Origin of the sequence: Variovorax sp. OAS795 (assembly GCF_040546685.1) — a bacterium.
GTDB lineage: Bacteria > Pseudomonadota > Gammaproteobacteria > Burkholderiales > Burkholderiaceae_C > Variovorax.
On sequence record NZ_JBEPOH010000001.1, the window covers coordinates 2,741,764 to 2,768,662 of the forward strand.

The 26,899-nt window shown below is 66.3% G+C and carries 26 protein-coding genes; 8 read left to right on the forward strand and 18 right to left on the reverse strand.

Going from position 1 to position 26,899, the window contains the following annotated elements; all coding sequences use genetic code 11:
- Positions 1 to 65 precede the first annotated feature (65 nt).
- The 14 genes from ABID97_RS13160 to mdlC all read right to left on the reverse strand — a co-directional run bounded on the left by ABID97_RS13160 (position 66) and on the right by mdlC (position 15,624).
- Positions 66 to 1,163 (reverse strand): Rieske 2Fe-2S domain-containing protein, encoded by a 1,098-nt coding sequence (locus ABID97_RS13160; protein ID WP_354398910.1) that lies wholly within the window; start codon positions 1,161 to 1,163, stop codon positions 66 to 68.
- Between the two features lie 33 nt (positions 1,164 to 1,196).
- Positions 1,197 to 2,153 carry a PDR/VanB family oxidoreductase gene (locus ABID97_RS13165; protein ID WP_354398911.1) on the reverse strand — a complete coding sequence of 319 codons (957 nt, stop codon included), beginning with the start codon at positions 2,151 to 2,153 and terminating at the stop codon, positions 1,197 to 1,199.
- Positions 2,154 to 2,196: 43 nt separating this feature from the next.
- Positions 2,197 to 2,910: an ABC transporter ATP-binding protein gene (locus ABID97_RS13170; protein ID WP_354398912.1), complete on the reverse strand. Its 714-nt coding sequence runs from the start codon at positions 2,908 to 2,910 to the stop codon at positions 2,197 to 2,199.
- A 1-nt stretch (position 2,911) separates the two neighbouring features.
- The gene (locus ABID97_RS13175; RefSeq protein ID WP_354398913.1) at positions 2,912 to 3,652 is read right to left on the reverse strand and encodes an ABC transporter ATP-binding protein; all 741 of its coding nucleotides are present in this window, start codon (positions 3,650 to 3,652) and stop codon (positions 2,912 to 2,914) included.
- Positions 3,649 to 4,638 (reverse strand): branched-chain amino acid ABC transporter permease, encoded by a 990-nt coding sequence (locus ABID97_RS13180; RefSeq protein WP_354398914.1) that lies wholly within the window; start codon positions 4,636 to 4,638, stop codon positions 3,649 to 3,651. The genes ABID97_RS13175 and ABID97_RS13180 overlap by 4 nt, the downstream gene beginning before the upstream one ends.
- Positions 4,639 to 4,643: 5 nt before the next feature.
- Positions 4,644 to 5,501 carry a branched-chain amino acid ABC transporter permease gene (locus ABID97_RS13185; RefSeq protein WP_354398915.1) on the reverse strand — a complete coding sequence of 286 codons (858 nt, stop codon included), beginning with the start codon at positions 5,499 to 5,501 and terminating at the stop codon, positions 4,644 to 4,646.
- A 36-nt stretch (positions 5,502 to 5,537) separates the two neighbouring features.
- Positions 5,538 to 6,716 carry an ABC transporter substrate-binding protein gene (locus ABID97_RS13190; protein ID WP_354398916.1) on the reverse strand — a complete coding sequence of 393 codons (1,179 nt, stop codon included), beginning with the start codon at positions 6,714 to 6,716 and terminating at the stop codon, positions 5,538 to 5,540.
- A 135-nt stretch (positions 6,717 to 6,851) separates the two neighbouring features.
- On the reverse strand, positions 6,852 to 7,928 hold the full coding sequence (locus tag ABID97_RS13195) for a maleylacetate reductase (protein ID WP_354401758.1): 1,077 nt from the start codon (positions 7,926 to 7,928) through the stop codon (positions 6,852 to 6,854).
- 19 nt (positions 7,929 to 7,947) lie between these two features.
- A complete protein-coding gene (locus tag ABID97_RS13200; RefSeq protein WP_354398917.1) occupies positions 7,948 to 8,796 on the reverse strand; it encodes an intradiol ring-cleavage dioxygenase in 849 nt (282 codons plus the stop codon).
- A 12-nt stretch (positions 8,797 to 8,808) separates the two neighbouring features.
- Entirely contained in the window at positions 8,809 to 9,771 is a 963-nt protein-coding gene (locus tag ABID97_RS13205) for a Bug family tripartite tricarboxylate transporter substrate binding protein (RefSeq protein ID WP_354398918.1), read from the reverse strand.
- The gene (locus tag ABID97_RS13210) at positions 9,768 to 11,495 is read right to left on the reverse strand and encodes an FAD-dependent oxidoreductase (protein ID WP_354398919.1); all 1,728 of its coding nucleotides are present in this window, start codon (positions 11,493 to 11,495) and stop codon (positions 9,768 to 9,770) included. Before ABID97_RS13210 ends, ABID97_RS13205 begins: the two co-directional genes overlap by 4 nt.
- A 23-nt stretch (positions 11,496 to 11,518) precedes the next feature.
- Positions 11,519 to 12,484, reverse strand: coding sequence for a Bug family tripartite tricarboxylate transporter substrate binding protein (locus ABID97_RS13215; RefSeq protein ID WP_354398920.1), 966 nt, complete (start codon positions 12,482 to 12,484; stop codon positions 11,519 to 11,521).
- 20 nt (positions 12,485 to 12,504) lie between these two features.
- Positions 12,505 to 13,956, reverse strand: coding sequence for an aldehyde dehydrogenase (locus ABID97_RS13220; RefSeq protein WP_354398921.1), 1,452 nt, complete (start codon positions 13,954 to 13,956; stop codon positions 12,505 to 12,507).
- A 39-nt stretch (positions 13,957 to 13,995) separates the two neighbouring features.
- Positions 13,996 to 15,624 (reverse strand): benzoylformate decarboxylase, encoded by a 1,629-nt coding sequence (gene mdlC / locus ABID97_RS13225; protein WP_354398922.1) that lies wholly within the window; start codon positions 15,622 to 15,624, stop codon positions 13,996 to 13,998.
- A gap of 84 nt (positions 15,625 to 15,708) precedes the next feature.
- Here mdlC and ABID97_RS13230 point away from each other — a divergent pair, with 84 nt between their 5' ends.
- The 4 genes from ABID97_RS13230 to ABID97_RS13245 all read left to right on the forward strand — a co-directional run bounded on the left by ABID97_RS13230 (position 15,709) and on the right by ABID97_RS13245 (position 18,858).
- Complete coding sequence (locus ABID97_RS13230) at positions 15,709 to 16,623, forward strand: LysR family transcriptional regulator (protein WP_354398923.1); 915 nt, start codon at positions 15,709 to 15,711, stop codon at positions 16,621 to 16,623.
- Positions 16,624 to 16,754: 131 nt separating this feature from the next.
- Positions 16,755 to 17,279, forward strand: a complete 525-nt coding sequence (locus ABID97_RS13235; RefSeq protein ID WP_354398924.1) for an MOSC domain-containing protein — start codon at positions 16,755 to 16,757, stop codon at positions 17,277 to 17,279.
- Between the two features lies 1 nt (position 17,280).
- Positions 17,281 to 18,231, forward strand: a complete 951-nt coding sequence (locus ABID97_RS13240; RefSeq protein WP_354398925.1) for a PDR/VanB family oxidoreductase — start codon at positions 17,281 to 17,283, stop codon at positions 18,229 to 18,231.
- 96 nt (positions 18,232 to 18,327) lie between these two features.
- Positions 18,328 to 18,858 (forward strand): helix-turn-helix domain-containing protein, encoded by a 531-nt coding sequence (locus ABID97_RS13245; RefSeq protein ID WP_354398926.1) that lies wholly within the window; start codon positions 18,328 to 18,330, stop codon positions 18,856 to 18,858.
- Positions 18,859 to 18,898: 40 nt separating this feature from the next.
- Here ABID97_RS13245 and ABID97_RS13250 read toward each other — a convergent pair whose 3' ends face one another.
- From ABID97_RS13250 to ABID97_RS13265, 4 genes are read right to left on the reverse strand one after another with little or no spacing between them, the layout of a single operon-like run.
- Positions 18,899 to 19,588, reverse strand: a complete 690-nt coding sequence (locus ABID97_RS13250; RefSeq protein ID WP_354398927.1) for a 3-oxoacid CoA-transferase subunit B — start codon at positions 19,586 to 19,588, stop codon at positions 18,899 to 18,901.
- A complete protein-coding gene (locus ABID97_RS13255; RefSeq protein ID WP_354398928.1) occupies positions 19,585 to 20,247 on the reverse strand; it encodes a 3-oxoacid CoA-transferase subunit A in 663 nt (220 codons plus the stop codon). The genes ABID97_RS13250 and ABID97_RS13255 overlap by 4 nt, the downstream gene beginning before the upstream one ends.
- Positions 20,244 to 21,446 (reverse strand): acyl-CoA dehydrogenase family protein, encoded by a 1,203-nt coding sequence (locus tag ABID97_RS13260; RefSeq protein WP_354398929.1) that lies wholly within the window; start codon positions 21,444 to 21,446, stop codon positions 20,244 to 20,246. Before ABID97_RS13260 ends, ABID97_RS13255 begins: the two co-directional genes overlap by 4 nt.
- Before the next feature lie 23 nt (positions 21,447 to 21,469).
- Complete coding sequence (locus ABID97_RS13265; RefSeq protein WP_354398930.1) at positions 21,470 to 22,453, reverse strand: Bug family tripartite tricarboxylate transporter substrate binding protein; 984 nt, start codon at positions 22,451 to 22,453, stop codon at positions 21,470 to 21,472.
- A gap of 162 nt (positions 22,454 to 22,615) precedes the next feature.
- Between ABID97_RS13265 and acuR the strand changes: the two genes are divergently transcribed.
- The 4 genes from acuR (at position 22,616) to ABID97_RS13285 (ending at position 26,868) form a co-directional block, all read left to right on the forward strand.
- Positions 22,616 to 23,281 (forward strand): acrylate utilization transcriptional regulator AcuR, encoded by a 666-nt coding sequence (gene acuR, locus ABID97_RS13270; protein WP_354398931.1) that lies wholly within the window; start codon positions 22,616 to 22,618, stop codon positions 23,279 to 23,281.
- Between the two features lie 23 nt (positions 23,282 to 23,304).
- Positions 23,305 to 24,291 (forward strand): acrylyl-CoA reductase (NADPH), encoded by a 987-nt coding sequence (gene acuI / locus ABID97_RS13275; protein ID WP_354398932.1) that lies wholly within the window; start codon positions 23,305 to 23,307, stop codon positions 24,289 to 24,291.
- Positions 24,292 to 24,304: 13 nt separating this feature from the next.
- Positions 24,305 to 25,945 carry a thiamine pyrophosphate-dependent enzyme gene (locus ABID97_RS13280; protein WP_354398933.1) on the forward strand — a complete coding sequence of 547 codons (1,641 nt, stop codon included), beginning with the start codon at positions 24,305 to 24,307 and terminating at the stop codon, positions 25,943 to 25,945.
- 125 nt (positions 25,946 to 26,070) lie between these two features.
- A complete protein-coding gene (locus tag ABID97_RS13285; RefSeq protein ID WP_354398934.1) occupies positions 26,071 to 26,868 on the forward strand; it encodes an aldolase in 798 nt (265 codons plus the stop codon).
- Positions 26,869 to 26,899 lie beyond the last annotated feature (31 nt).

Below are 26,899 nucleotides of genomic sequence, written 5' to 3' on the forward strand. Positions count from 1 at the left end.
CGTCAACTTTAACTGCCTGGACGCAGCCGGGAATCGTCCATGCCACGGCTCGTTGCATTGTGGTGCTACGACTCCGACGCTTCGGCGGTGGCCTGTTTCCTCAGAAGCTCCGCGACGATGCGCCGCGCCCGGTTCGCACCGGCGTCGACGTGGATGTCCACCCAGCCGGCCTTCTCGCCGAATTCGAGCATGTTCCTGTACTGGGCCTCGATGATGGTGCGGTCTTCATCGAAGGTGAAGGCGGTCTGCTGGATCACGGCCTCGATGTTGTCCGGCATGTCGGGGTGCTTGGTGCTCGACATGCTCCAGAAGTAGTGGCAGGTTTCCCCGGTCTCGGGCGTGATGCCATGGAAGCCGCGCATGTGGAAGCCGCCGCGGTCCGGATCGTCGATGGCGTCGGTGCCGGGCTCCACTGCCCCGGTCCAGATGCGCAGGTGCGTGAGGTCGAACTCGATCTCCTGCCAGCGCTCGCACTTTTCGCCGAACGGCCAAGCGGCGCGATAGGTGGGCGGCGGCGAGGAATCCGGCATCAGGCGAACGACCTTGACCTGGTCGCCTTCCGAGCTGACCGTCATCGGTGCGTTCATGTGCAGCTTCGCGTCGCCTCCAATGGTGTGCAGATGAACATAGCCGAGGTGGCTCAGGTCGAGCAGGTTGTCGTGGATCAGCTGCCAGGGTGCCTTGTAGTGATAGTTGCCGCTGCCGAACTTGTAGCGGGGGTCGTCGTGAAACGGATAGTCAGACGCCAGGCGGGTGGGCTCGGCACCTTCTTCACGGGGCATCCAGATCCAGATGATCCTGTTCTTCTCGACGACGTGGTATGCCTTGACCCTGGCCTTGGAGGGAATGCGTTCCTGGCCAGGGATCTCGATGCACTGTCCGTTCGGCGCGTACAGGAGTCCGTGGTAGCCGCAACGCACGCCAGCGCCTTCGACAGTGCCGCACGACAGTGGCAGCGACCGGTGGCAGCAACGGTCTTCCAATGCAGCGACCTGGCCTTCGCCGGTGCGAAAGAGAACCACCTTCTGGTTCAGGAAGGTTCGGGCGATCGGCTTGTCGGTGAGCTCGGACGAAAAGCCGGCCACGTACCACTGGTCCAGCGGATAGCGGACGGCATCGGCTGTCCGGGTCAGGTTCTTGATGGGAATGCAGGTCGCGGTCATTGGATGCTCTCCTGGGAAGGGAAGACGGTCGGCTCAAAGATCGAGCAGAAGGATGGGAGAAATTGCTCGCGAGCAACACGGCGTGAACTGGTCATTGGCCGCACGCTCGGCGTCGGTCAGGAAGGCGTCGCGGTGATCGGGCGTCCCTTCGAGCACACGCGTCAGGCAGGTTCCGCAGACACCGGCTTCGCACGACGACGGCACTTCCACGCCATGTGCGGCCAGTACCTCGATCACAGTCTGGCCCGCAGGCACCTGGCAGCTCAGGCCGGTGCTGGCGATGCGAACCTCGAAGCTGCCATCGGTGGCCAATGCGGTCGGGTTGCCGGCAAAGTACTCGCGATGCAGTTGCGCTTCGGGCCAGGCCTGGCCGCGGGCGGTCTCCAGCACGTGGTCCATGAAGCCGGCCGGACCGCACACATAGAGGTGCGTGTCTTCGCGCGGCTCGGCCAGCACGCGCTTCGCATCCAGCTTCTGGGCGGGCACGTCGTCCGCGTGCAGGGCCACCCGGCCGGAAAACCCCGACGACCTGATCTCGTCGAGAAAGGCCATGCGGGTTGCGGACCGGCCGCAGTAGTGCATTTCGAAGGGACTGCCCTGCGCGTGCAAGGCGCGCGCCATGGCCAGGATCGGCGTCACGCCGATGCCCCCCGCCAGCAGCAGGCTGCGCGGCGCGGCTGCCAGCGGAAAGTGGTTGCGGGGGGCGCTCACACAGAGGACGTCGCCGGCTTGCACGCGGTCGTGCATGCCCGCCGATCCGCCGCGCGAAGCCGGCTCGCGCAACACGGCGATGCGGTAGCGATGCCGCTCCGAGGGATCGTTGCTGAGCGAGTACTGGCGGATCAGGCCCGGCGCCACATGCACATCGATGTGGGCGCCGGCCGAGAATGCGGGCAGCACGTCGCCTTCATGCGGCACGAGCTCGAAGCTGCAGATGTCCTCGGCTTCCTGCAAGCGCCGGGCGACGCGCACGGTCAGTTCATTCGTCATGGTGATGTTGGAATTGGGTTCGTCATGCGCAATGCCTCGAGCTTCAATGCACGGCCATGCCGACCCACCGCTCGAGCGCTTCCCGATCGTTCAGGAGCTCCGCGGCGCGGCCGCCATGCACCACCGTCCCATGGTCGAGAATCAACGCGCGCTCCGCGTAGCCCAGCGCCTCGTCCACCTGCTGCTCGACGATGACGACGGCGATGCCGGTTTGCTCGCTGAGGTTGGCGAACGCGCGCAGCAGTTCCTGGCGGATCAACGGCGCGAGTCCTTCCAGTGGCTCGTCGAGCAGAAGCAGCGAAGGTTGGCCGAGCAAGGCCCGCGCGACCGACAGCATCTGCTGCTCGCCGCCTGAGAGCTGAGCGCCTCCGTTGCGGCGGCGCTCGGCAAGTCTCGGGAACAATGCATACGCCTCGTCCAGGGCGCCACGAGGCCTCCGCTTGAGGCCGGCAAGCAGGTTCTCCTCGACGGTCAGCGAAGGGAAGATGTCGCGCGTCTGCGGCACGTAGCCGAGTCCGAGTTCCGCACGGTGATGGGGTGCCAGCGCGGAGATGTCCTGGCCCATGAACCTGACGGTACCGCTGCGCAATGGCACCAGCCCCATGATGGCGCGCAGCGCCGTGGTCTTGCCCACGCCATTGCGCCCGACGATGGCCAGGCGGTCTTGCGCCTTCATTTCAAAGGAGAGATCGTTCAGGACAGTGGTCGGACCGTAGCCGGCCACCACGCCTTCCAGTTTCAGGATCGGCTGGGCCATTTCAATTCCCCAGGTAAGCGGCACGCACCCGAGGGTCGCGCCGCACCGCGTCGGGAGAACCGTCGGCGATCACCGCGCCCTCGGCCAGCACGACGATCCGGTTGGCGAAGCGAAATACCAGGTCCATGTCGTGCTCGATGATGAGTACGGCCAGGTCGCGCGGCAGCGAGTCCAGCGCCGCCAGCAGGCGGTTCCCGTCGCCCTTCGGCACGCCGGCCATCGGTTCGTCCAGCAGAACGACCTTGGGGCGCAGCGCCAGGGCAAGTGCCATTTCGATCAGGCGCTGTTCGCCGTACGCGAGGTCCTCGGTCGCTGTGCCGGCGTGCACGCGCAGCCCGAAGCGCGTGAGGATGCCCTGCGCTTCGGCTTGCAGGGTGGGATAGGCATCCACGCTGCGCCACATCCGGCCCGTCAACCCCTCGCGTTCGAACAGCGCAAGCTCGATCTGCCGCTGCACGGGGAAGTGCGGCGCCAGGGTCGTGATCTGGAAGGTTCGCGCCAATCCGGCGCGCACCCGCTGGGCCTGGCTCAGCCGCGTGACGTCTTCGCCGAGCAGCGATATCTTTCCGCTGTCGCAAGCCAGCACGCCACTGATCTGGTTCACGAGCGTGGTCTTGCCCGCACCGTTGGGACCGATCAAGGCCAGACGGTCACCGGCATGCAGGGCGAACGACACGCCACGCGTCACATGGAGTCCGCCGAAGCGCTTGTCGACGGACTGCAGTTCCAGCAGCGCGCTCATCGTGCACCTCCGGCTCGGCGACGCAGCCAGGCCCAGGCCTTGGCGGGCGACACGAGGACCACCAGCATCAGCAACGCGCCGACCACGAACAGCCAGTGGTACGGGTTGATGGAGGCCGCCGTGTGGTGCAGCACCGTGAACACCGTGGCTCCCACCAGCGCGCCGGTGAGCCGGCCTGCGCCGCCCAGGATGAGCATAACGAGGACCTCGGCCGACAGTGCGAACGACAGGCTGTCCATGCCGACCACGGCGTTGGTCTGCGCCGACAGCGCACCGGCCGCTCCGGCCAGGGCGCCTGCGACGGTGTAGAGCATCCACAGGCGAGCCAGCACGGGGGTGCCCAACGCCGCCATCCGCGCGCGGTTCTCATGGATGCCGCGAACGGCCAGGCCGAACGGCGAGTCGACGATGCGGCGCGCGGCATAAAGCAGCACGGCAAGAACGGCCAGTGCGTACACGGCGGCGACGCGGCCCTCGAGGTCGAAGTCGAATCGGCCCAGAACCGGACCCATGACAAAGCCGGACAAGCCATCGTCGCCCCCGGTCCAGCCGCGAGCCTTCTGCGCCAGGCTCAGCAGGATCTGCGAGACCGCGATGGTGAGCATCAGGAAGGTGAACCCCTGGTAGCGCAGCAGGAATGCGCCCGAGAACGCGGCCAGGCCCGCACCGGCTGCAATGCCCACGGCAAGCCCCACCAGCGGATCCGGATGAACGTGCAGCGCGAAGATGCCCGCTGCGTACGCCCCCATGCCGAAAAGGGCGGCATGGCCGAGCGTCGCCAGGCCCGCGACACCGACGACCAGGTCGAGCGAAAGGACGAAGAGGGCGGTGATGAAGATGCGCGTCATCAATCCCAATTGATCCGGCATGGCGGCACAGGCCACCAAACCGAGCAGCAGGACCACGAGCGGCGCGCGCCAGGCGGGGGCGAAGCGCGGTGCCGAGGCGTCCTCGGATCGCGCACTGGGCGCGGGTAGGGATGTCATCGTGTTCATTGCTTCAGCAGGCCGTTGGGACGCCAGGCCAGCAGGACGGCCATGGCGACGAAGAAGAAGAGGCTTCCCCAGTCCGAGGCCAGGTACTTGCTGGCCGTCTCGATCACCCCCAGCAGCACGGCGGCTGCCAGCGACCCGGCGATGCTGCCCATGCCGCCGACCGCGACGACCACCAGCACCAGCACGAGGTACTTGAGCGCATAGAAGGGTTCCAGCGGCATCAGCTCGGCGCCCAGGATGCCGCCCAGGCCGGCCAGCGCCGCGCCTGCCGCGAAGCTCACGCACTGCACCGTTCGGATCGGAATGCCCAGTGCGGACGCCGTGCCGCTGTGATCGACTGCCGCACGCAGCCAGATGCCGAAGCGCGTGCGGGTGACCGTCCACGCAGCGAGGCCCGCCACCGCGAGGCCGGCCGCGATCACCAGCAGGCGCTGGGCCGGCAGCGTGCGAAAGCCCAGGTCCACCGATCCGGCGAGCAGAGGCGGCAGCGGGATCAACTGCACCTGCGGGCCGACCAGCGCATTGGTGGTCGCGATCAGCACGAAGCTCAGCCCGATCGTGAACAGCACCTGGTCGAGCTCCTTGCGGCGGTAGAGATGGCGAAGTACCAGGGCTTCGAGCGCGGCACCGAGCGCCGCCGTGGCGAGCACCGCGGCTGGCACGGCCAGCCAGAAGCTCCACTGCGCCTCCCGCGTCAGGAGGGCTGCGCAGTACCCGCCCACCATGGCGAAAGCGCCGTGGCTCAGGTTCACGAAGCGCATCAGCCCGAGCGTGACCGACAGGCCGACGGCAATGACGAACAGCACCATGCCGTAGGCCAGCCCGTCGATCAGGATGTTGAGGAAGGTGTTCACGGGTTCGAACTCAGGCAGGGCGATGCGGCCGGCCGTTCACTTCTCCAGGCCGAAGTCGGTCTGGAGCCCGAAGCTCTGGATTTCCTTGTTGACGAGCTGGTCGCCCACCTTCTCGACCTTGCGCAGGTAGACGTTCTGTGTGATGTGGCGTGTCCTGGGATCGATGCTCACCGGGCCGCGCGGGCTCTCCCACTTGAGCGTGCGGGCCGCGGCCAGGGCCTTGGGTCCATCCTTCTGTCCGCCCGTCGCCTCGATCATCTTGTGGATCAGGTACATGCCGTCCCACGCGCCAACGGACGCATAGTTGGCCACTGCATTCGGGTCCTGCTTCTTGAGCGCAGCGATGAATTTCTTGTTCTCGGGCGAGTCGTGCGCACCCGAATAGTGGAAGGCGGTCGTCAAGCCCACGGCCGAATCACCGAACTTCTGCAAGTCGTACTCGTCCGTTTCGGCGGAGCCGAGGAACTGCACGCCGGCCTTCGCCAGCCCGTTCTCGTTGTAGGCCTTGACGAAGCCGAGGTTGGGCGGGCCGCCCGGAAGGAAGGTATAGACCGCCTGCGCGCCGCTCGCCTTGATGCGCTGCACGAAAGGCCCGAAATCCGTGGTGGCGATCGGCATGCGGATGCTCTCCACCACCGTGCCGCCTTGCTTGGCGAACTCGCTCTTGAAGGCCGTCTCGGCGTCGATGCCCGGCCCGAAGTCCGTGACGGCCGTGACGACCTTCTTCACTCCCTGCTTCGCGGCCCACTGCGCCGCGGGCACGGTGACTTGCCACAAGGTGTAGCTGCTGCGCAGGAAGTACTCGGACTTCTCGGTGATGGCCGAGGTCGCGGCGTTGAAGATCACGGTCGGCGTCCTGGACTGCTGGATCAGCGGTGCGACGGCCATCGCATTGGGCGTGAAGACGAAGCCGCCCAGGTAGTCGACCTTGTCCTTGACGAGCAGCTCCTGGACCAGGGTCTTGGTCAGCGCAGGATTGGGTCCGCCGGTGTCGCGATAGATGAATTCGACGTCCTTCCCGGCGAGCTTGCCGCCCTGGCTGGCGACATAGCTCTCCGCGGCCGCCTTGAACAGCGAGCCGTAGTGGGCGAAGGGGCCGGAGAAGGGGCCGATGATGCCGACCTTGACCGCCTGCGCCATGGCCCCGGGGGAGGCGAACGCCAAAGCGGCGGAGGCGAAGAGCGCACACGCGATGGCACGGCGGTTGAATTTCATGGTGGGTCTCCAGATGGATTGCGTTCAAGGCTCGGCCGTCATGTGCGTCTCGAGTCCTGGAATTTTCATTGCAATCTCAACTGGTTGCAATACCAACCATATAGCGTTTACCCGCGCCGGGCGCACGAAGCCTGATTACGCGGGTCGTAGGCCGTCAAAGGCCTTTTGCAGGAGCTGCCTGATCTCGTTGCGTTGCGCTGGACCCATCTCTCGCGGGTTCCAGTAAGGGTTCTTCACGGTGAGATCCGCAGCGCGGTCGAGGTCGACCTCCTTCATGCCGAGGTCCCGCAGCGCCACCGGCGCGCCGTTGTCTCGTGCCAGGTCGAAAAGGCTGGCCGCGGCGCTGCGCGGCTCTGCCGGCCCGAGTGCGCGCTCGATGCAGGAAATGGCGCCAGGCACTGCCGGTGCGTTGAAGGCAATGACCTGGGGCAGCACCACCGTGTGAACTTCGGCATGGGGCAGGTTGAAGCTGCCGCCAAGGGTGTGGCACAGCTTGTGGTGCAGCGCCATGCCCACGCTGCCAAGTACCGTCCCGCACAGCCACGCACCGTACAGCGCGTCTGCGCGCGCATCGATGTCGTCGCTGCGCCGGCGGATGGCTGGCAGCGCCCTGGCGATGGCACGGATGCCTTCCTCGGCCATCAGGCTCATCACCGGATTGCCGTCGCGCGCATACAAACCTTCCGCCGCGTGTGCGATCGCATTCATGCCGCTCGTCACGCTCAAGGAAACCGGCAGCGTCAGCGTCAACGCCGGGTCGTAGATGACCGTGCGAGGCAGCACGCGTGCGTCCTTGCCGGTCTTCTTCAATCCGGCCTCGGTGATGCCGTAGATCGGCGTCATCTCGCTTCCCGCGTAAGTCGTCGGGATCGCAAGGATCGGCAAACCGGAGTCGAGTGCGATGGCCTTGCCCAAACCGATCGTCGAGCCGCCTCCCATCGCTACGGCGCAGTCAGCGCCCAGGCGCCGCGCCTCGTCGCGGGCCTCGCGTGCCGTCTCGATGGGCACGTGCATGACGGCGCGCGCAAAGATGCCCGCCGCGCGATCGCCCAGACGTTCGACGACCATCTGCGCCTGGCCCTGCTGCTCGGGCGTGCACAGCACCAGCGCACGGCGCGCCCCGAGAAGCTCGATCTCGCGCTCCAGGTGCGACAGGGCGCCGGCCCCGAACACCACCCGCGAAGGCTGGCCGTTGTAGACGAAATCCTTCATGCTCGGCAATGGCAGGATGTCAGGCATCCGCAGGCTCCTGCCCGGCGGGGTTCAGCACGAAGTCGTACTCGACAAGGTAGGAGCCGTCGGCTTGCTGCTTCCAGTCGGCAATCAGCGACTGGCGCACGCCGAACACCGCATCCGAATCCAGGTACCGATCGTCGCTGCGGAACACGTGCGTGATCAGCTTCTCGTAGCCTTCGGCCTCGATCAGGAAGTGCAGGTGCGCGGGACGCCACGGATGCCGGCCGGTTGCCTTCAGGAGATCGCCCACCGGGCCGTCGTGCGGAACGGCGTATGGAACGGCCAGGATCGAGCGGAAGTGGTAGCGCCCCTCGCTGTCGGCGTGCACGATGCCGCGTGCCTGCGCATGGTCGATCTCCGGATGCTGCACGTCGTACAGGCCGTCTTCGTCGGATTGCCAAACGTCCATGCGGGCGTTGGCGACCGGCTCGCCGCCGATGCCGCGCACCGTGCCGCGCACGAGGCACGGAATGCCCCGGGCTCCGTTGGAGATGTCTGCGCCAAGTTCGTAGCGAGGCGCGCCTTCCACGTGGAACGGGCCGAAGACGGTCGCCTCGGTGCAGCCGGCGGGCTTGTCGTTGTTCTGCGCCACCGTCAGCATCGACAGGCCCAGCACGTCCGACAGCAGGATGAACTCCTGTCGCTTGTCGTCGGTGATGTGGCCGCAGCGGGTCAGGAACTCGATGCCCTCGAGCCACTCCTCTTCGGTCAACGCCACCTCGCGTGCAAAGGCATGCAGGTGCTGCACGAGACTGTCCATGATGCGCCTCCGCCGCGGGTCCGGCGCCTCTGCCTGCCGCGCAAGCACGGCGTCGGTGATGGTGTGATGGTCCAGATTGCGCATGAGGGCTCTCCTTCAGTCCAGCTGCAGTTGGGTCCGCTGCGCGACCGTGCCCCACTTGGCGAAGTCCTCCTGGCTGCGCCGCTCTGCCTCCTGCGTGCTGTAGCCCTCGACACGCAGGTCCATCTCCGCCAGCCGTGTCTTCACGGCAGGCGCCTGGAGCGCGGCGCGCACGTCGCGCTGGATTTTCTCGACCGTGGCAGCCGGCAGGCTGGACGGTGCCATCAGGGTCTCGAAGAAGGTGGCATCGAATCCCGGATGTCCGCTCTGGGCGATCGTCGGAACCTCGGGCAGCAGGCCCGATCGTTCCTTGCCGGACACCGCGATCGCGCGCAGCCGCCCGCTCTGGACATGTGGCAGCACGATGGAGGAGACGATGAAGCCGCAGTCCACATGGCCGCCCATCACGTCCTGCGCGGCAGGGCCTGGACCTTTGTAGGGCACATGGGTGAGCCTGGTTCCGGTCGTGGCCAGCAGCATCTCCATGGCCATGTGGCTGGGCGTGCCCGCGCCGCCGGAGGCGTACAGACGCGTCGAGGGCAACTGGACGAACTTCGCGAGGGACGGCACATCGGCCGCGGGATTGCAGGCAAGGGTCTGGTTGAAGCTCGCGAAGTACGTCACCGGCCTGAGCGAAGCCCTCAGGTCGAAGCCCAGCTTCCTGTAGAGATGGGGATTGATGGTGAGGATCGTGTCGGGCCCGACCAGCAGGGTGTGGCCGTCCCGGGCATGCGCGACTTCCCCGGCCGCCAGGTTGCCCCCGGCACCGGTCTTGTTCTCGATGACAACCGCCTGATTCCAGGCGGCCTGAAGCGCCGGCTGTATCAGCCTCGCGATCACGTCGCCCGGGGTGCCCGGCGGAAAAGCCGCCACCAGGCGGACCGGCTTGGTGGGCCAAGCCTGCGCGAATGCCGAAGGCGCCATGGCCAGGGCCATTGCAAAGGCAGCGAGGCGAAGAAGCGGGGTGTGGACTTTCATGCCGGGTCTCCTCCCGTCGCATCGACGGGGATTGTTGAAGGGATTGAAGTGACGCGAGACAGCACATTTGCCGCATCGTCCGGGGCCGCACCGCGCCATGCCACGATTTGGTCCGGGCGGACCAGCGCAAGCGGCGCTTCGTAGAGTTCGCGCAGGGACGGCTGTGCCAGCCTCACGACGCGCAGGTCCATTTCCAGACCTCGTGCCGCGGCTTCGAAGGCGTCGGTGGCGGGGGCATCAGGCCCCAGCGCCAGCAGGGTCCATTCGGTGTGGAACAGGTCGAACAGCGAGCGCCCGTCATCGAGCCACGCATGCGGTGGCCGCCCGCCCGGACTGGCGGTGGGTGTGTAGGCGTTCGGCTCGTCGAGCGGCAGCACGGCCCCATCGCCGAGGATGATCGGCGAGCCGTCGTAGCGGCCGCCGAAGGTCACGCCCGGGATATTGAATTCGAGCCGGGCATGCGCATCGAAGTGCAGGCCCGCGAGCTTGCGCTCGGCATCGCCCCGCTGGGAGGCTTCTTCCAATTCAGGCTTTGCCGCGAAGAGCCCCACCGAGTCGGCGAACTTGCGCGCATAGCCGGTGTTGCGCTCGGCCAAGGGCCTGCGCTCGGCCTCGTAGCTGTCGAGCAGCGCCAGCGGTGCCTGGCCGCGGATCACGCTCGCGAGCTTCCAGCCCAGGTTGACCGCGTCTTCGACGGCCGTGTTGTAGCCCAGTCCACCGGTGGGCGTGAACAGGTGCGCCGCGTCGCCTGCGATGAAGACCCGGCCCTGCTGGAAGCGCTGCGCCACCAGCGCGTGCCCCGCGAGCCAGGTGCCCATGGAGAGAATCTCGATCGGCACGTCGGCGCCCACCGCCTCGGTGAAGACGCGGCGCGCGTCGGCCTCGGTCCAGCCGTCGGCATCTTCGCCGGGGCGCAGCGCCGCATGGAAGGCGTACTCGGACACGCCGTCCACCGAGGCCATGAAGGCTCGCCTTTCGTGGTTGACGGCCACGTACATCCAGGCCTTGGGATGGCGCAGCACGTCGAGGAACCGCGGCGCGCGCAGGTAGATGGCAAACATCTTGCCGCCCATGAACTCGCGCCGAATGCCGCTCTCGCCGCCCCATTCGATGCCCAGCTGTTGCCGCACCAGGCTGCGCGCGCCGTCGGCACCGACGAGGAACTTTGCGACAACCTCCTGCGCAGGGCCGCCCTCGGCCGGCCGCACCGTGGCGCTCACCGATCCACCCTCGTCGCTGAACCGCTCCAGCCGCCAGCCATAGCGCACATCGGCGGAAGGCCAGGCCTGCGCATGGCGGCGCAGCGCCTGCTCGACGAATTTCTGCGACACGCGATGCGGCAGCTCGGCGGCGCTCCAGGACCCGGTCATCGACTTGACCTTGACCGCGGCCTCGGCGGCCGTGGGCAGGTTGATGCGCGCCAGTTCATGACCGGCGAAGCGCGTGAAGTACCCAATGTCCGTCGGGTGGTCGGCCGGCAGGCCCAGCGCACGGATCTCGTGCGCGAACCCGAGCCGCCGGAAATGCTCCATCGTTCGGGCCTGGGTCGCATTGGCCTGCGGGTTGAAGGCCGTACCTGGTTTGGCATCGACCAGCAGGCAGCGGATGCCGCGGCGCCCGAGTTCGTTGGCGAACATCAGGCCGCAGGGACCGCCGCCGGCGATCAGCACGTCCGTGGCAATGAGGGGAGGGTGGCCGGCATCGGGCCGGGGCGTGGCGGTCATCGGCTGTCTTTCTTCTTCATGCATCAGTCGGCGCGGATGCCGCGCTCCCGGATCACGGCGCCAAGCCGCTTGAAGTCGGCCGCACCCTTGTCCCCGAAAGCTGCGGGGGTCAGCGGCTCCGGCACGTTGCCGAGGGTTTCGATGGTTGCCCTGACAGCCGACAGTGCCAGCGCGCGGTTGACTTCGGCATTGATCCGCTGGATCACCGCCGGCCGAGTGCCGGCGGGTGCGTAGAGGCCGAATACCGCGTCGGCGTCGAAGCCCTTGAGCCCGAGTTCGTCGAGCGTCGGCACCTCGGGCATCTGGGGCGCGCGCTTGAGGCTTGCCACCGCGAGCATGCGCAGCTTTCCGGTCTTGACGTGCTGGATGCTGATGCCCGGATCGAAGAGGAAGTCGATCTGGCCGCCCAGCAGGTCGGTCAGCGCGGGCGCCGCGCCGCGGTACGGCACGTGGATGGCCGTGGTCCCTGTCTGGCCCGTCATCATCTCCGCTGCGAGGTGAGGCGAGCTCCCGTTGCCGGGCGATCCGAACGAGCGCTTGCCCGGGTTCGCCTTCAGGTCGGCGACCAGGCCCTTGAAGTCCTTGACCGGGCTGTCGGCACGAACCACCAGGTAGAACGGCACGCGTGCGACGGATGCGACCGGGACGAGATCCTTCCCAGGGTCGAAGGGCATCCTTGCGTAGATGTGCGGATTGATCGACACCATGCCGCCCGAACTCATCAGGAACGTATAGCCATCGGACGGCGACTTGGCGACGAAATCGCCACCGAGGTTGCCGCCAGCGCCGCCCCGGTTCTCCACGAGCACCGGTTGGCCCAGGGCTTCGTGCAGCGGTGCGCTGATCACGCGGGCCAGTTGGTCCGCCGCGCCGCCGGGCGCGAAGTTGGCGATGATCTTGATCGGCTGCTTCGGCCAGTCCTGGGCCTGGGCGATGCCGCACGGCCCGAGGCCGAGTGCAAGGGCCGCGGTTGCGAGCAGGGATTTCATGGGCTGTCTCCTGCTGTTCATCAGAACGGATAGTGGCGTTCGGTGGTCTGCACCGTGAGCCAACGCAACTCGGTGAAGGCGTCGATGCCGGCCTTGCCGCCGAAGCGGCCGTAGCCCGAATCCTTCACGCCGCCGAAGGGCATCTGCGCCTCGTCGTGCACGGTCGGGCCGTTCACATGGCAGATGCCGGAGTCGATGCGGTTGGCGACGTCCCAGGCACGGGCGATGTCGCGCCCGAACACGGCGGCGGACAGTCCGTAGGGGTTGTCATTGGCCACGCGCACCGCCTCGTCGACGCCGTCGACACGCACCACCGGTTTCACGGGACCGAAGCTTTCTTCATGGTAGATGCGCATCTGCGGCGTGACGTGGTCGAGCAGCGTCGCGGGCATCAGCGTGCTGTCGGCCTTGCCGCCGCACACGAGCTTCGCACCCTTTGCAAGTGCGTCGTCGATCAGCGCGTTGCAGCGCTCGACGGTGCTCGCATCGACCACCGAACCCAGCACCACCGGCCCCTTGCGCGGATCGCCCAGCGGCAGCTGCACGGCCTTGGCGGCGAGCTTCGCGACGAAGGCGTCCGCGATCCGGCGGTCGACGATGATGCGCTCGGTGCTCATGCAGATCTGGCCGCTGTTGGCGAAAGCGCCGAAGGCCGCGCCGTTGACCGCCGCATCGAGGTCGGCATCGTCCAGCACGACCAGCGGAGCCTTGCCGCCCAACTCGAGCACCGCCGGTTTCAGGTACTTCGCGCAGGTCTGCGCGATCAACCTGCCGACGCGGGTGGAGCCGGTGAAGTTCACGCGGCGCAACGCCGGATGGGCAATGATCGCTTCGACCACCTCGGCCGCATCCGCCGGCGCATTGGTCACGAAGTTGACGACACCCGGCGGGAAGCCGGCATCCTTGAACGCTTCGACGATCAGGCCGTGGGTCGCAGGGCTGAGTTCCGAGCCCTTGAACACGACCGTGTTGCCGCAGGCCAGCGGTGTGGCGATCGCACGCACGCCCAGGATCACCGGCGCATTCCAGGGCGCGATGCCGAGCACCACGCCGGCCGGACGGCGCAGGCCCAGGGCCAGGCTGCCGGGCACGTCGGAGGGGATGACCTCGCCGCTGATCTGGGTGGTCATGCCCGCCGCCTGCTGCAGCATGCCGGCGGCCAGGTGCACGTTGAATCCGGCCCACGGGGCGCCGGCACCGGTCTCGCAGGCCATGGCATCCGTCAGGGCCTGGGCCTTCGCCTCGATGGCGTGTGCAGCCTTCAGCAGCAGCGTTCTGCGTTCGCCCGGGCCCGTGCGGGACCAGGCCGGAAACGCGGCCGCGGCGGCTTCGACCGCTGCCACGGCGTCGGCCTTCGTGGCGGCCGGCGCGATCGTCGCCACCTCGCCGTCGAGCGGATTGCGCCGCTCGAAGGTGGCACCGTCGGCAGCCTGGCGGTCCTCGCCGTTGATCAACATCGATATCGTGCCCATCGTCTTGTCTCCTTGTAGATTTGGAAAAGCGAAAAACTCTCAGGCCACTTCGATCTCGACCAGCATCGGCGCGGTCGATTGCAGGGCCTGGTGCAAGGCGGGACGCAGCTGCTCCGCCGTGTCGACGCGCAGCCCCTTCATGCCCTGTGCGCGAGCCAGCGCAACAAAATCGAGATCGGGCAGGTCGGTGCCCGGAACATGCGCGTCGGGCCGGTAGCCGAAGATGCGGGCGAACTCGTAAAGCGCGGCGTAGCGGCGGTTCTTCAGGATCAGCACCGTGACCGGCAGCGCCAGCTGGGCTGCACTCCACAGCGCCTGGATGGCATACATCGCCGAGCCATCGCCCACCAATGCGATGACCCGCGCGCCAGGCTTGCCCAGCGCCACCCCCACCGCGGCTGGAAGGCCGAAGCCCAGGCCGCCGCTGCACATGGTGTAGAAGGTTTCCGACTCGAAGACCGGCAGGTGGCCGTGCATCACGGGCCGTGCGCTGGGTGCTTCCTCGACCAGGATGCTGTCGCGCGCGCGCACGTCGGCCAGCGTCTGCAGGACCCACGCCACCGGCAGGCGCTCGCCCGGCTCCGGCTCTGCAACGCGCGGTGGCCGCACATGGGCAGGTGGTGCCGGACGATTGCGCGGCGTGCTGCACTCGAGCAGGTCGAGCAATCCCAGGCGGATGCTGCCGACCACGGAAGTTCCTGTGGGAGCCCAGGCTGCCACCTGCGGATCGTCCGTCAGCTGCACCAGCTCGCATCCTTCGGGCAGGTGGGGCCCTTGGCCCGGCACATGGTAGGTGAACGCCGGCGCACCGAGCGCGAACACCAGGTCGTGGCCGGCGAGCCGCTCGACAATGCGCTCGCGCATCGGCGGCAGGAAGCCTCCCCACAGCGGATGATCTTCCGGAAAGCTGCATCGGCCGGACATGGGCGCGACGTACACACGGGCGTTGTGCCGCTCGGCCAATTCGACCGCCTCTTTCCAGGCCTCGTCCCGATCGACCGCGGCACCGACCACGAAGGCGGGGGAGCGGGCGCCATCGAGGGCCGCGGCGATGCGCGCGAGAAGGTCGGGGTCCGCGCGCACATGCCGACTGACCTCCCGCGCGTCGACCGGCAAGGTCTGCACATCCCAGTCGTCCGACGGGATCGAGACCAGCACGGGGCCCCGCGGCGGCGTCATCGCGATGTAGTAGGCCCGCGCAATCGCCAGCGGAACGTCCTCGGCCCGCGCCGGCTCGACGCTCCACTTGACGTACGGCCTCGGCAGCTCGGGCGCCTGCGTGGACCCGAGGAAGGGCTCGAAGGGCAGGATCGATCGCGCCTGTTGCCCGGCCGTGATGACCAGCGGCGTGCGGTTGCGAAAGGCCGTGAAGATGTTGCCCATCGCATGGCCGACGCCGGCGGCGGAGTGCAGGTTGATGAATGCCGCGTTGTGGGTGGCCTGCGCGTAGCCGTCCGCCATGCCCACGACCACGGACTCCTGCAGCCCGAGCACGTAGCGGAAGTCTTCCGGAAAGTCGATGAACATCGGCAGTTCCGTCGATCCCGGGTTGCCGAACACGCTGGTCATGCCGAATGCGCGCAGCAGCCTGAAAACCGCGTCTCGCACAGTCAGGGTGCTGCCGGCCGGGAGAGGCGCTTGCGCGGGAAGTTCGACGTGTCGATCCATGAATGCTCCTAGATGAGGCCCGCAGTCTTGCGGTTCGGCTGGTATTCATCAATACAATGAAATATCTAAAGCAAAATAAGACAGATGCATACTGAAAAGCTGGACATGAACCTGCTCCGGCTGTTCGAGGCGGTGTACCGCCTGGGCAGCGTCAGCCGTGCGGCCGATGCGCTGGGGCTGTCGCAGCCGGCGGCCAGCCAGGGTCTGACAAGGTTGCGGCTTGCCTTGGGCGATGCGCTGTTCGTGCGCGCCAACGGGCGCATGCGACCGACCTTGCGCGCCGAGCGGCTCGCCAGCGTCGTTCAGCCGGCAGTGGCCGCCATCGAGGATGTGCTGCGGGACGAAGACACCTTCGATCCGTCACGCTCGAAGATGACGGTCCGGCTCCATATGAACGACATCGGCGAGGCCCGGCTGCTCCCGGAACTGATGGAAGCCTTGCACCGCCAGGCACCCGGTATACGCGTGCACACGACGCCGCTGCCCCATGGGGAGATCACCGATGCCCTCGAAACCGGTGCCATCCATTTCGCACTCGGGTTTCTGCCTTCGGTCAGCGGTACGGAGCGCGTCGAACTGCTGCGCGACCGCTACGCGGTGGTGGTGCGGGCAGGGCATCCGATGGCCAAGGGCACGAAAGCGGCGAATGCCCGCGTGGCCATCCAGGACCTGCGGCGCCTGGAGTACGTCGCCGTGCGCTCGCATTCGGAGACCTTCCGCATCCTTCAGCAGCTCGGGCTGGACGGAAGGCTGGTGCTCAACTCGGCGCATTTTCTTGCGCTGCCGGCGATCATTGCGCGCACCGACTTCGCGGTCGTGATGCCGCAGGCGATCGCGCGCAGGTTCATCGAGCCGAAGCGCTATGCGGTGCTTCCGGCGGAGCTTCCCCGCAGCGCCTTCACCGTGTCGCTGCACTGGAGCCGACGGTTCGAGTCCGATCCCGCGCACCACTGGATGCGGAATCTCTTCATTGGGCTTTTCAAGGACCAGGAGCGCTGACAGCGGAATGACGCCGCCTTGTCGGAGCCCGGTTCTCGTGGTGCATGGCGGGTCCTATGGGACACAAAGTGTCTTATAATGAGGTTCCCTCATCGGGCCGGTCGAGCCATCGTTTCCAAGGAGCGTGTTACATGCTTGCTGCAGCAACTCACCAACAGCAGTTCGGCAGTCGGGAAGTTGTTCCTGCCTGGGCGGGTGTCGTTCGATATCTTCACATCACGCCGCGCGCCTTCCTCCCCATGGAGGCGTTCGACCAGCTGACGCTCGTGCCTGGCAAGGGCATCGAAGGGGACCGGTACATGATTGGCAGGGAGTCCGGCTTCTACTCCCACAAGCCGGAGGAGGGGCGGCAGGTCACGCTGTTCGAGATCGAGACGCTGGAGGCATTGGCGCGCGATGCGAAGATCCAGATGCTGCCAGAGGAACATCGCAGAAACGTGACCGTCCAAGGCGTGCCGCTCAACCATCTCGTAGGCCGCCGGTTCTGGGTCGGGGAGACGCTGCTCGAAGCCACCCGCCTGTCCACGCCATGCCGCCACATCGAGGAGATCCTGGGCAAGGCTGTGTTCGATCCATTGATCAACAGGTCGGGGCTCAATTGCCGGATTCTGAGGGGCGGTGTCGTCCGCGTGGGCGACGCTGTCCGCGAGGCGTGAGATGCCGAACGCGATCAAGCATCTTCAAGCTGTCGTTCGTGAAATCGATGAGCCTGCGCCGGGGGTCAAGCGGCTGGTCTTGGCCGACCACGACGGTTGGCGCCTGCCTGCCTTCAGAGCCGGAGCGCACATCGATCTCCATCTGGCCAATGGGCTCGTGCGTACCTATTCCTTGTGCAACGATCCTGCCGACAGCAGGAGATATGTTGTTGCAGTCAAACGCGAAGAGGAGGGGCGCGGCGGGTCCCGCCACATACACGACGAGCTTCGTGCCGGCGAAGTCATTGGTGTCTCGGTACCGCGCAGCGGGCTGGAGCTCTCGTCCACCGGAATGAACATCTTTGTTGCGGGCGGCATCGGCGTCACACCATTCATCTCAGCCATCCGGGTATTGGAGCGACAAGGCAAGTCCAACTACCGGCTGCACTGGGCCAGCATGGGCGAGCCGAGCCTGATCGACATGCTGGAGCCGGCGGTACAGGGTGATCGGGTCCACTTGTACAACACGCTCGAGGTCAATCGGCCCGACATTCAATCCATCGTGGAGTTCGTCGGCCCGGACGCGAAGGCATTTTGCTGCGGACCCGCCGGAATGCTCGACGCATTCGAATCCGCTGTGGCCGAGTGGCCCGAAAGCCGCAAGCACGTGGAGCGATTCACCGCGCCGAAGTTCGTTCCAACCGTGAACGCGCAGCCGTACAGCGTCGTGCTGGCCAGGAGCGGACGCGCGATGGAGGTGCAGCCCGAGGTGGGCCTTCTTGCCACCCTGGAGGCGATGGACGCGGACATTTCCGTCTCATGCGCAGGCGGCATCTGCGGGGCGTGCCGCACACGCTGGACCGAGGGACCGCCCATTCATCGCGACAGGGTATTGAGCGCTCAGGAGCGCGCGCATGAAGTGATCGTCTGCGTCGCCGGGTGTGCGGGGCCTCGGCTGGTGCTCGACATCTAGGCAGCGGGCGACACACTCGTGCCAGAATCGGGACCCGCAGCAATTTCCAGTGGCTTGCGAGCAGCCGATCGGCCTGCCGCAGACCCGTTCAAAGCCTTGGCACTACACCTCAAGTACCTGCGCGTCCAAAGCGGATTGACGCTGGAGAATCTGGCTCGAGACTCAGGGCTCACGCGCAGCTATTTGTCGAAGATCGAGCGTGGCATATCCACCCCGTCGATCGAATCTGCGCTCAATATTGCCAAGGCCCTGGGCGTGACGGTGGACCGGCTCTTCGGGCAACAGCCGGAGGAAGACGTCGTTTCCATCGTCCGGGGCAACGGGTCCATTGCGGGAGATCCCACGACGCATCTCTCGCTGGTCGCGGGCCTTCGCAACGACCGCGTGATGCGGGCATTCATCGTGCGCCCGGGAAAAACCCAGAAGCGCGGCCGGATCATGAGCCACCATGAGGGCGAGGAAATCCTCTTCGTTCTCACCGGCCACATCGAGATGCAGATCGGGGCACGCAAGGAGCAGTTGGAGCCGGGCGACTGCGTGCAGTTCGACTCCACCATTCCGCACAAGCTCACGGCGCTTACCGACGAACCGGCGTCGGCCCTGGTCGTGATTGCCGCCACCGCGTAGGTCTTGGGGCGCGGGTCACCTCTCGGCCTCCACCTCGGCCTCAAAGGGGCGGCGTGAGCACCCCGTCCGAAGAGAAACGCCGCAGCGTGGACGCCGGCTTCAACGGCGCTCCGGTGAGCTGCTGTACGGATTCAAGCGAAGCACCTTCGAAAAGCGCCTGCACCACGAATCCATCGGCGGTCACGTCGATGATCGCGAGGTTCGTGAACACCTTGGCCACGACCCCAACCGCCGTGAGGGGCAAGGTGCAACGCTCGAGCAGGCGCGGCTGCGCGTCGCGCGTGGTGTGCTCCATCATCACCCAGATCTGCTTGGCTCCCACGGCAAGATCGATGGCGCCGCCGATGGCGGGCGGCGCACCATTCAGGTCGCCCGTGGTCCAGTTGGCGAGGTCGCCGTGCCGGGAAACCTGGAACGCACCGAGGATGGCGATGTCGAGGTGGCCTCCACGCATCATCGAGAACGACAGGCTGGAGTCGAAGAAGGAGCCGCCGCGGGCAAGCGTGACGGGCATCTTCCCCGCATTGATCAGGTCCAGGTCTTCCTCTCCCTCGGCAGGCTTGGGCCCGACGTTGAGAATGCCGTTCTCGCTATGGAGCATGACCGAGGTATCGGAGGGAAGGTAGTCCGCCACCCTCGTCGGCGCTCCGATGCCGAGGTTGACGAAGCCTTGCCTGGGAAGCTGGTGGGCGACCAGGCGCGCGAGTTCCAGTCTGGACAGCGAGTTCATGCGGGCCTCGAGAGAAAGACGCGGTCGACGAAGATGCAGGGGGTGACGATGCCTTCGGGGTCGAGCTCGCCCGGCGCCAGGAGTTGGTCGACTTCCACTGCGACCACCGCTGCGGCAGTGGCCATCACAACAGAGTGATTTCGTGCCGTCTTGTTGTAGTTCAGGTTGCCGAGCACATCGGCCTGCCGGCCCTTCAAGAGCGAGAACTGCGCACGCAAGGGCTTCTCCAGAAGGAACTCGCGGCCATCGACCACGACCTTCTGCTTGCCCTTCTCGAACACGGTGCCTACACCCGTCGGCGTGAGGAAGCCGCCAAGGCCCGCGCCGCCGGCCCGGATGCGCTCGACCAGCGTGCCCTGCGGGACCAGCTCGAGTTCGACATCGCCGGCCCGGTATTGGTCGGCGAACACGTCCGCGCTTCTCGGATAGGAACAGATGATCTTCCGGACGATGCGTGCACCAAACCACATCGAGAGGTCCTGGCCGCCGGAGCCTGCGTTGTTGGAGATGACGGTCAGTTCGCGCACCTTGAGGTCCAGCACCGCCTCGATCATCCCGCGCGGAACGCCCGCGCCGCCGAAGCCGCCGACCATCACCGTGTCTCCGTCGCGCAAGCCCGCTACCGCGGCGTTCGCATCCTTGACGACCACATTTCTCATCGATCGGATTCCTTTTGCGCGGGTGAGGGCCCGTAGTCTTTGGCCAGGCCCTTGGCGATGCGGTCCAGCAGCATCTGGCTGGTGCCGTCGCCGAAAGCCGCCAGCCGTGTTTCGCTCGACAGCATGGCGAGGCGGTGACCGGCGCTCGCGCCGGTGGCGCCCATTGAACGCTGACATTGATCGAGTGCCCAGACGGCCATGTCGACGGCGAACTTTTTTGCCTGGGCGGCCAACGTCTGGGCTGCCTTTCCCGTTTGCACGGCGATCGCCGCGCGCAGCACGAGGGCATTGGCTGCTTCCAGGCGGAGGGAAACTTCGGCGAGCTCCCATCCGAATCCCTGGTGCCTGAGCAGCGGCTTGCCGAAAGCTTGCCTTGATTCCGCGTAGCCGACCGCCTCTGCCAAGGCCGCCCTGGCAGAGGCGACGCACATGGCCGCGACATGAACGCGTGCGGCATTGACCGATGCCATGGAAGACTTGAACGCCTGCCCTGGCGGGTCGAACAGACACCAGTCGGGAACGAAATGATCCTGGAAAACCAGGGATGCGAGGCGGAAGGAGCAGGCGCCCGGCATCACGGGTTCGTCCCTTCGCAGCGTTGGCCCGTCAACCAGCGGCACCAGGAAAGACGCGATGTCGCCGGGCTCCGCGCCGACCGGGTCTTCAACTCTTGCAAGCAGGTTGGCGCACTGGATGATCGAGCCATTGGTGATCCATGACTTCGTGCCGCTGATCAGCCATCCGCCGTCCACGCGCCGTGCCCTTGTCTTCAGCGCGGCCAGGTCGCTGCCGCCGTCGGGCTCGGACATGGCGGGGGCGCACAGCGTTCGCCCACCCAGCATGGCGCCCAGGAGCTCGGCACGGTGCTTTTCGGAGCCGAAGCGCGCCACGCGAGTTACGGAGCCCTGCAGATTGTTGATCGCGAAGGCGGCGGCGAAGCCATGCTCCGCCATCGTCTGCGCCACGCGGATCTTGCAGAGGAACGAGGCATCGTGGCCGCCGAATTCCCTTGGCACTTGAAGTCCCAGGAAGCCTTCCTTGGCCCATCTGTGGATCCAGGAGGCATCGTAGGCGCGGCCCTGCGTATGCGACTCCAGGAGGTGGGCGCTGAATTCGCCGCGGCAGAAGTCGCTCGCGGCCTGGACGAGCGCTCGCTCCGCCGCGGACAGTCTCTCGTCGTAGAGGTCGTAGAAGTTCATCGGGATCGATACTCGGCACTTGCTCAGCGGGTCAAGGGCGTCGTCATCGTTTTCGCCCAATCGTTCCAGAACACGATCTCCTTGGCCACCTGCCTGGTATACAGGTCGGGTGTGGACACCTTCACCGGAACGGCGCCGAGCGTCTCCAGCTGCGCCAGGAACTCGGGGCTCGTCACCACCTTGTCGAGCGCCGCCGCAACCTTCTGCACGACGGGACCCGGCGTGCCGGCAGGCGCCGCAATGCCGAACCAAGGCGAAAGATCGATCGGCTTGCTGCCGGCTTCCTGCAGCGTGGGCAGGTCCGGGAACGCGGGCGAGCGCTCCGGCGCCGCAACTGCCAGAGCCTTGATCTTTCCGGCCCGAATGTGCTGGGCGACTGTCGCCTCGGTGAAGAAGCCGACCTGCACCACGCCGGCCATGAGATCGGTGATGGGTTGCGCGCCGCCCTTGTAGTTCACGAACGTGAGCTGCGTGCCGTTGCGTGCATCGAACAGCGTTCCGCCGATGTGCGATGTCGCGCCGAAGGTGCCGCCGAAATTCAGCTTGCCGGGGTTCGCCTTGGCATAGGCGATGAGCTCCTTGATGCTGTTGACCGGCACGTCGGGATTCACCACGACGAGATTTCGCTGCTTGGCGACGTTTCTGACGTAGGCAAAGTCCTTGAGCTGGTCATAGGAAAGCGTCGGATTCAGGGCTTGCCCGCGCGTTTGCGAGGACTCCACCGCGACGAGCAAGGTGTAGCCGTCCGGCTTCGACTTTGCGACCGCATCGGCGCCGATGACGCCGCCGGCACCTGCGCGGTTGTCGACGATGACCGTGCCGTTGAGCTCTTTGCCGAGACCCTGCGCAATCACGCGGGCAATGATGTCCGTGGGCCCCCCCGGTGGAAAACCCGCAACGAGCTTGATCGGCTTTGACGGATACGGCTCGTCGGCCAGCGCGGGGGTGGTGGCCAGGCAGGCAAGGGCGGCGGCGACAAGCCAATTCTTGATGGGGTGGGGCTTCATGAGGCTTCCTTCTGCAGAAGTGAGGAGGTGGTCGAAGTATTGGTCTCAGGACACATTGTGTCAACTAGGACTCGTATCAGGGTTTTCGAGAGCAAGACTTGGGCCTGCGAGCGAAGGAGAAAGCAGTGGGTGATTTCTAAACGATCGGTCTAGAATTGTCGCATGACAGAAAAACACAGAACGGCCGTGGCGCGCGGCAGGCGGCCTTCGCCGGCGTATGCGGCAACGCGTGATGTACTGATCCGATGCGGGATGGAGTTGCTCACCGAGCAGGGCTTCAGTTCGACGGGCCTGGATGCCGTGCTGAAGCGGGCGACCGTGCCCAAGGGCTCGTTCTATCACTACTTCGCGAACAAGGACGCGTTCGGAGCGGCCGTGATGGAGGCGTACGACGACTACTTCAAGCGCAAGCTCGACCGGTGGCTGCTGAACCAGGAACGTGCACCGCTCGATCGGCTAGCCGACTTCATTGCCGACGCATCGCAAGGCATGCGCAAGCACCGCTTCACGCGGGGATGCCTTGTCGGGAACCTGAGCCAGGAACTGGGGGCCCTGCCTGTGGATTTTCGCGAACGCCTCGACGCCATCCTTGTCGGCTGGCAGGAGCGGGTGGCTTCCTGCCTGCGCGAGGCTCAGTCCGCAGGAACCATCTCGGCGACGCTGGATGTCGAGCAGCTCGCCGAGTTCTTCTGGATCGCCTGGGAGGGTGCCGTGCTCCGAGCCAGGCTGGTGCAGTCGGACCGGCCCCTGGTCACCTTCATCGAGGCATATCTGTCCAGCCTGGGTGCGTGCGCCCAGGCCTCGCCCCGCCATGCGGCGGATCACTGATTTTTTTTATTGGAGCGAAAATTATGTTCAAAGGCATCGTTGTGGAAAAAGACGCGGAAGGCTACCGCGCCTCGCTGGCCGAGATTGATGAAAACCGCCTGCCCCCAGGCGACGTCACGGTCCGCGTCGAATACAGCACGCTGAACTACAAGGACGGCCTGGCCATCACCGGAAAGGGGCCCGTAGTCCGGAGCTTTCCCATGGTGCCGGGCATCGACTTTGCGGGCGTCGTGGAGCAGAGCGACCATCCCGGATTCAAGCCGGGCGACACGGTGGTGCTCAACGGCTGGGGCGTTGGCGAAGCGCACTGGGGCGGGCTTGCGCAGCGGGCGCGCGTGAAGGGCGACTGGTTGATTCCGCTGCCGAAGCGCTTCAGTACCAGGGATGCCATGGCCATCGGAACCGCGGGGTACACCGCCATGCTGTGCGTGATGGCCCTGGAGCGGCACGGGCTGAAGCCAGGCGATGGGCCGGTGCTCGTGACGGGGGCGAACGGCGGCGTGGGAAGCGTTGCGATCGCGCTCCTGGCCAAGCTCGGGTACACGGTCACCGCGTCCACGGGGCGAATGGACGAATCCGACTATCTGCGGCGGCTCGGGGCCAGCGACTTGATCGATCGCAAGGAGTTGAGCGAGGCGGGCAAGCCGCTGCAGAAGGAGCGCTGGGCCGCTGCCGTGGATTCGGTTGGCAGCCACACGCTGGCCAACGTATGCGCGCAGCTTCGATACAACGGCGTGGTCGCTGCATGCGGCCTGGCCCAGGGGCTCGACCTGCCTGCGTCGGTGGCGCCATTCATCCTCCGTGGTGTAAGTCTCATCGGCATCGATAGCGTGATGCGGCCCAAGGCAGACCGTGTCGCCGCATGGGAGCGGCTGGCGCGCGACCTGGATGGCTCGATCCTGGAAGACATAGCGGCCGAGATCGCGCTGCCGCAAGCGATCGATGCAGCCGCCCGGCTCATGCGGGGCGAGATCCGGGGCCGCGTGGTCGTCGATGTGAACGCGTCTTGAAAGAAGGACGTTCATGACCTACAGAGTTGCCGAGGCCATCGTCGACAGCATGGTCGCGCACGGCGCGGACCGCGCATTCAGCGTTCCCGGCGAGAGCTTCCTTGCGCTCCTGGATGCGCTTCACGCGCGGGAGGACTTCGATCTGGTGACATGCCGGCACGAAGGATCCGCGGCCCTGGCCGCGATCGCGGACGCCAAGCTGACGGGCCGCGCCGGCATCGTCATGGCGAGCAGAGGGCCGGGGGCTTTCAATGCCGCGATCGGCGTCCACGTGGCGGCCGAAGAAGCGGTTCCGCTGATCCTCTTGATCGGCCAGGTCGAAACGCCCAACCTGGGCCGCGGCGCCGTCCAGGAAATCGATTCCGGCAAAGCTTTTTCCGGCTTGCTGAAATGGTCGGGGCGCATCGACAAGGCAGCGGCCGTTGCCGAAGTGATGGCCCGCGCCTTTGCCGTGGCCGCATCGGGAACACCGGGGCCGGTCGCCGTCGAGCTGCCCGAAGACGTGCTGACCGAGCTGGTCGAGCGGCAGCCGGCGCGGGTTCACGCAGTGGCATTCGCCGAGGCGACCCTGGAGGATGCGGCGCGCGTGCACGAGCTGATCTCCAGGGCCAGCCGGCCGATCCTGATCGTGGGTGGTGAGTGCCGGACCGATGATTTCCGCAACGATCTCCACGCGCTCGTCGGCCGGTGGAACATTCCCGTTGCCGTCACCAACAAGAACCAGGACCAGTACTCCAACACGGACCCTCACTGGGTGGGCCAACTGGGCTTCTTCACCTCGCCCGCGCACACCGCGCTCTTCAGCGAGGCCGACCTGATCGTCGCGATCGGCAGCCGCATGGGCGACGTGTCGTCCCTGGGGTTCGCCTTTCCGCGGCAAGGCACCAATGCGCAGAAGTTCGTTCACGTGTACCCCGATCCGTCCATGATCGGGCGCCATTTTTCGGCGGAACTGCCGATCGTCTCGACGGCGCATGGCTTCGTGCGCGCCGCATTGCGCCATGGCGGCTCCGGGGTGGTGTCGAGCCAGTGGCTCGAGCGGGTGCGCGCGGCGGCCGACCGTGCGCACGGCTGGCAGCCACAGAATGTGGTGGCGAACGATGTCCTGGGCCACACGATCATGGCGCTTGCACGGCTCGCCAGCAGCGATGCGGTCTTGACCACCGATTCCGGCAACTTTGCAGCCTGGGTTCACCGCATCTTCAAGATGACGCCGGCGAACCGGCTGCTCGGTTCGGCTTGCGGCGCCATGGGAACGGGGGTCCCGGCCGGCATCGCGGCTGCCTTGCGCCATCCGGGGCGAGAAGTCCTCGCCTTCGTCGGCGACGGCGGATTTCTCATGAACGGCAACGAACTGATCACTGCGGTCGACCGAGGGCTGAACCTGCGCGTGGTGGTGTCGAACAATGGGTCATACGGCACCATCCGCACCCACCAGCAGCGGCACTTTCCCCATCGCGTCAGCGGCACCGACCTGGCCAATCCGGGCTTCGCAAAACTTGCCGAGGCATTCGGTGCCCGTGGGTACAGGATCGAGCACTCAAGGGATGCCGCAGGCATCGTCGAACAAGCCATGCGCATCGAGGGACCGGTGTTGATCGAAGTCTGCAGTGATCCGGACATGTCGGTAGAGCGCTCCCTCAAGTGGGAGTGAGCGCAGGTCCATTCATTCGCGACGCCGTCGCGCAAAGCTCATAGCTGCTATGAGCTGTGCTGCATGGTTTCTTGTGCGGCAGCCCAGGATACTTTGTGTCATTACAAGACATGGAGACACACCACATGGCTGAAGACTTGCGGTCCAAGGACTACTTCGACGATCGTGCCACCCGGGAGATGGCCAAGCACCTGGCGTCACCTCGCCGGACCTTGAAGGAAAACCTGGCTTGTGCTTGCCGGATCCTTGCCATGACGGGGCAGGAAGCGGGTCTTGCAGGCCAGATCAGCGCACGGTCCGAGCGAGCAGGCGCGTACTGGACGCTCAGGTTCGGGCTCGGCTTCGACGAAGCCACGCCGGACGACTTCATTGAAGTCGATGGCGACCTGAACACGCTGACGGGCAGCGGCATGCCGAACCCCGCGACGCGTTTCCATCTATGGGTGTACGAGGCGCGGCCCGACGTTCAGTCCATCGTCCACACGCATTCGCCCTGGGCCTCCGCGCTCGCTGCAGCCAGGCAGCCGCTGGTCATCGCCCAGATGGACATGACGCCCCTGCATGACGATTGCGCGTTCCTTGCCGAGTGGCCGGGGGTGCCCATTGCGGATGATGAAGGCGTCATCATCTCGCGGGCGCTCGGAGCGAAGCGAGCCATCATCCTGGCGAACCACGGCTACCTGACGGCCGGAAGGACGACACAGGAAGCCACCTATCTGTCTGTTTATCTCGAGCGTGCCGCACGGATGCAGCTGCGGGCCCAAGCCGCATTCGGCCCGTTGACGCCGGTGGACGACACGCTGGCCCGCGAGGCGCACGACTATCTGCTGAAGCCTTCGATCGTGAACAGCACCTTCGACTATTGGTGCCGGCAGGCCGGAGCAGGCGCGGCGCCGCCGCTCGACGGCCGGCCTCGTCCCTAGAGCGCCGCCCGACTTCTGCGTCTCGCATCCG

Coding starts and splice junctions, on each gene's coding strand:
- ABID97_RS13165 (WP_354398911.1), bottom strand. CDS start 2,153: ATGACGAATGAACTGACCGTGCGCGTCGCCCGGCGCTTGCAGGAAGCC.
- ABID97_RS13260 (WP_354398929.1), bottom strand. CDS start 21,446: ATGAACTTCTACGACCTCTACGACGAGAGACTGTCCGCGGCGGAGCGA.
- ABID97_RS13285 (WP_354398934.1), top strand. CDS start 26,071: ATGGCTGAAGACTTGCGGTCCAAGGACTACTTCGACGATCGTGCCACC.
- ABID97_RS13265 (WP_354398930.1), bottom strand. CDS start 22,453: ATGAAGCCCCACCCCATCAAGAATTGGCTTGTCGCCGCCGCCCTTGCC.
- ABID97_RS13215 (WP_354398920.1), bottom strand. CDS start 12,484: ATGAAATCCCTGCTCGCAACCGCGGCCCTTGCACTCGGCCTCGGGCCG.
- ABID97_RS13180 (WP_354398914.1), bottom strand. CDS start 4,638: ATGACATCCCTACCCGCGCCCAGTGCGCGATCCGAGGACGCCTCGGCA.
- ABID97_RS13195 (WP_354401758.1), bottom strand. CDS start 7,928: ATGAAGGATTTCGTCTACAACGGCCAGCCTTCGCGGGTGGTGTTCGGG.
- ABID97_RS13220 (WP_354398921.1), bottom strand. CDS start 13,956: ATGGGCACGATATCGATGTTGATCAACGGCGAGGACCGCCAGGCTGCC.
- acuR (WP_354398931.1), top strand. CDS start 22,616: ATGACAGAAAAACACAGAACGGCCGTGGCGCGCGGCAGGCGGCCTTCG.
- mdlC (WP_354398922.1), bottom strand. CDS start 15,624: ATGGATCGACACGTCGAACTTCCCGCGCAAGCGCCTCTCCCGGCCGGC.
- ABID97_RS13170 (WP_354398912.1), bottom strand. CDS start 2,910: ATGGCCCAGCCGATCCTGAAACTGGAAGGCGTGGTGGCCGGCTACGGT.
- ABID97_RS13250 (WP_354398927.1), bottom strand. CDS start 19,588: ATGAACTCGCTGTCCAGACTGGAACTCGCGCGCCTGGTCGCCCACCAG.
- ABID97_RS13200 (WP_354398917.1), bottom strand. CDS start 8,796: ATGCGCAATCTGGACCATCACACCATCACCGACGCCGTGCTTGCGCGG.
- ABID97_RS13205 (WP_354398918.1), bottom strand. CDS start 9,771: ATGAAAGTCCACACCCCGCTTCTTCGCCTCGCTGCCTTTGCAATGGCC.
- acuI (WP_354398932.1), top strand. CDS start 23,305: ATGTTCAAAGGCATCGTTGTGGAAAAAGACGCGGAAGGCTACCGCGCC.
- ABID97_RS13210 (WP_354398919.1), bottom strand. CDS start 11,495: ATGACCGCCACGCCCCGGCCCGATGCCGGCCACCCTCCCCTCATTGCC.
- ABID97_RS13230 (WP_354398923.1), top strand. CDS start 15,709: ATGCATACTGAAAAGCTGGACATGAACCTGCTCCGGCTGTTCGAGGCG.
- ABID97_RS13160 (WP_354398910.1), bottom strand. CDS start 1,163: ATGACCGCGACCTGCATTCCCATCAAGAACCTGACCCGGACAGCCGAT.
- ABID97_RS13240 (WP_354398925.1), top strand. CDS start 17,281: ATGCCGAACGCGATCAAGCATCTTCAAGCTGTCGTTCGTGAAATCGAT.
- ABID97_RS13255 (WP_354398928.1), bottom strand. CDS start 20,247: ATGAGAAATGTGGTCGTCAAGGATGCGAACGCCGCGGTAGCGGGCTTG.
- ABID97_RS13235 (WP_354398924.1), top strand. CDS start 16,755: ATGCTTGCTGCAGCAACTCACCAACAGCAGTTCGGCAGTCGGGAAGTT.
- ABID97_RS13280 (WP_354398933.1), top strand. CDS start 24,305: ATGACCTACAGAGTTGCCGAGGCCATCGTCGACAGCATGGTCGCGCAC.
- ABID97_RS13175 (WP_354398913.1), bottom strand. CDS start 3,652: ATGAGCGCGCTGCTGGAACTGCAGTCCGTCGACAAGCGCTTCGGCGGA.
- ABID97_RS13190 (WP_354398916.1), bottom strand. CDS start 6,716: ATGAAATTCAACCGCCGTGCCATCGCGTGTGCGCTCTTCGCCTCCGCC.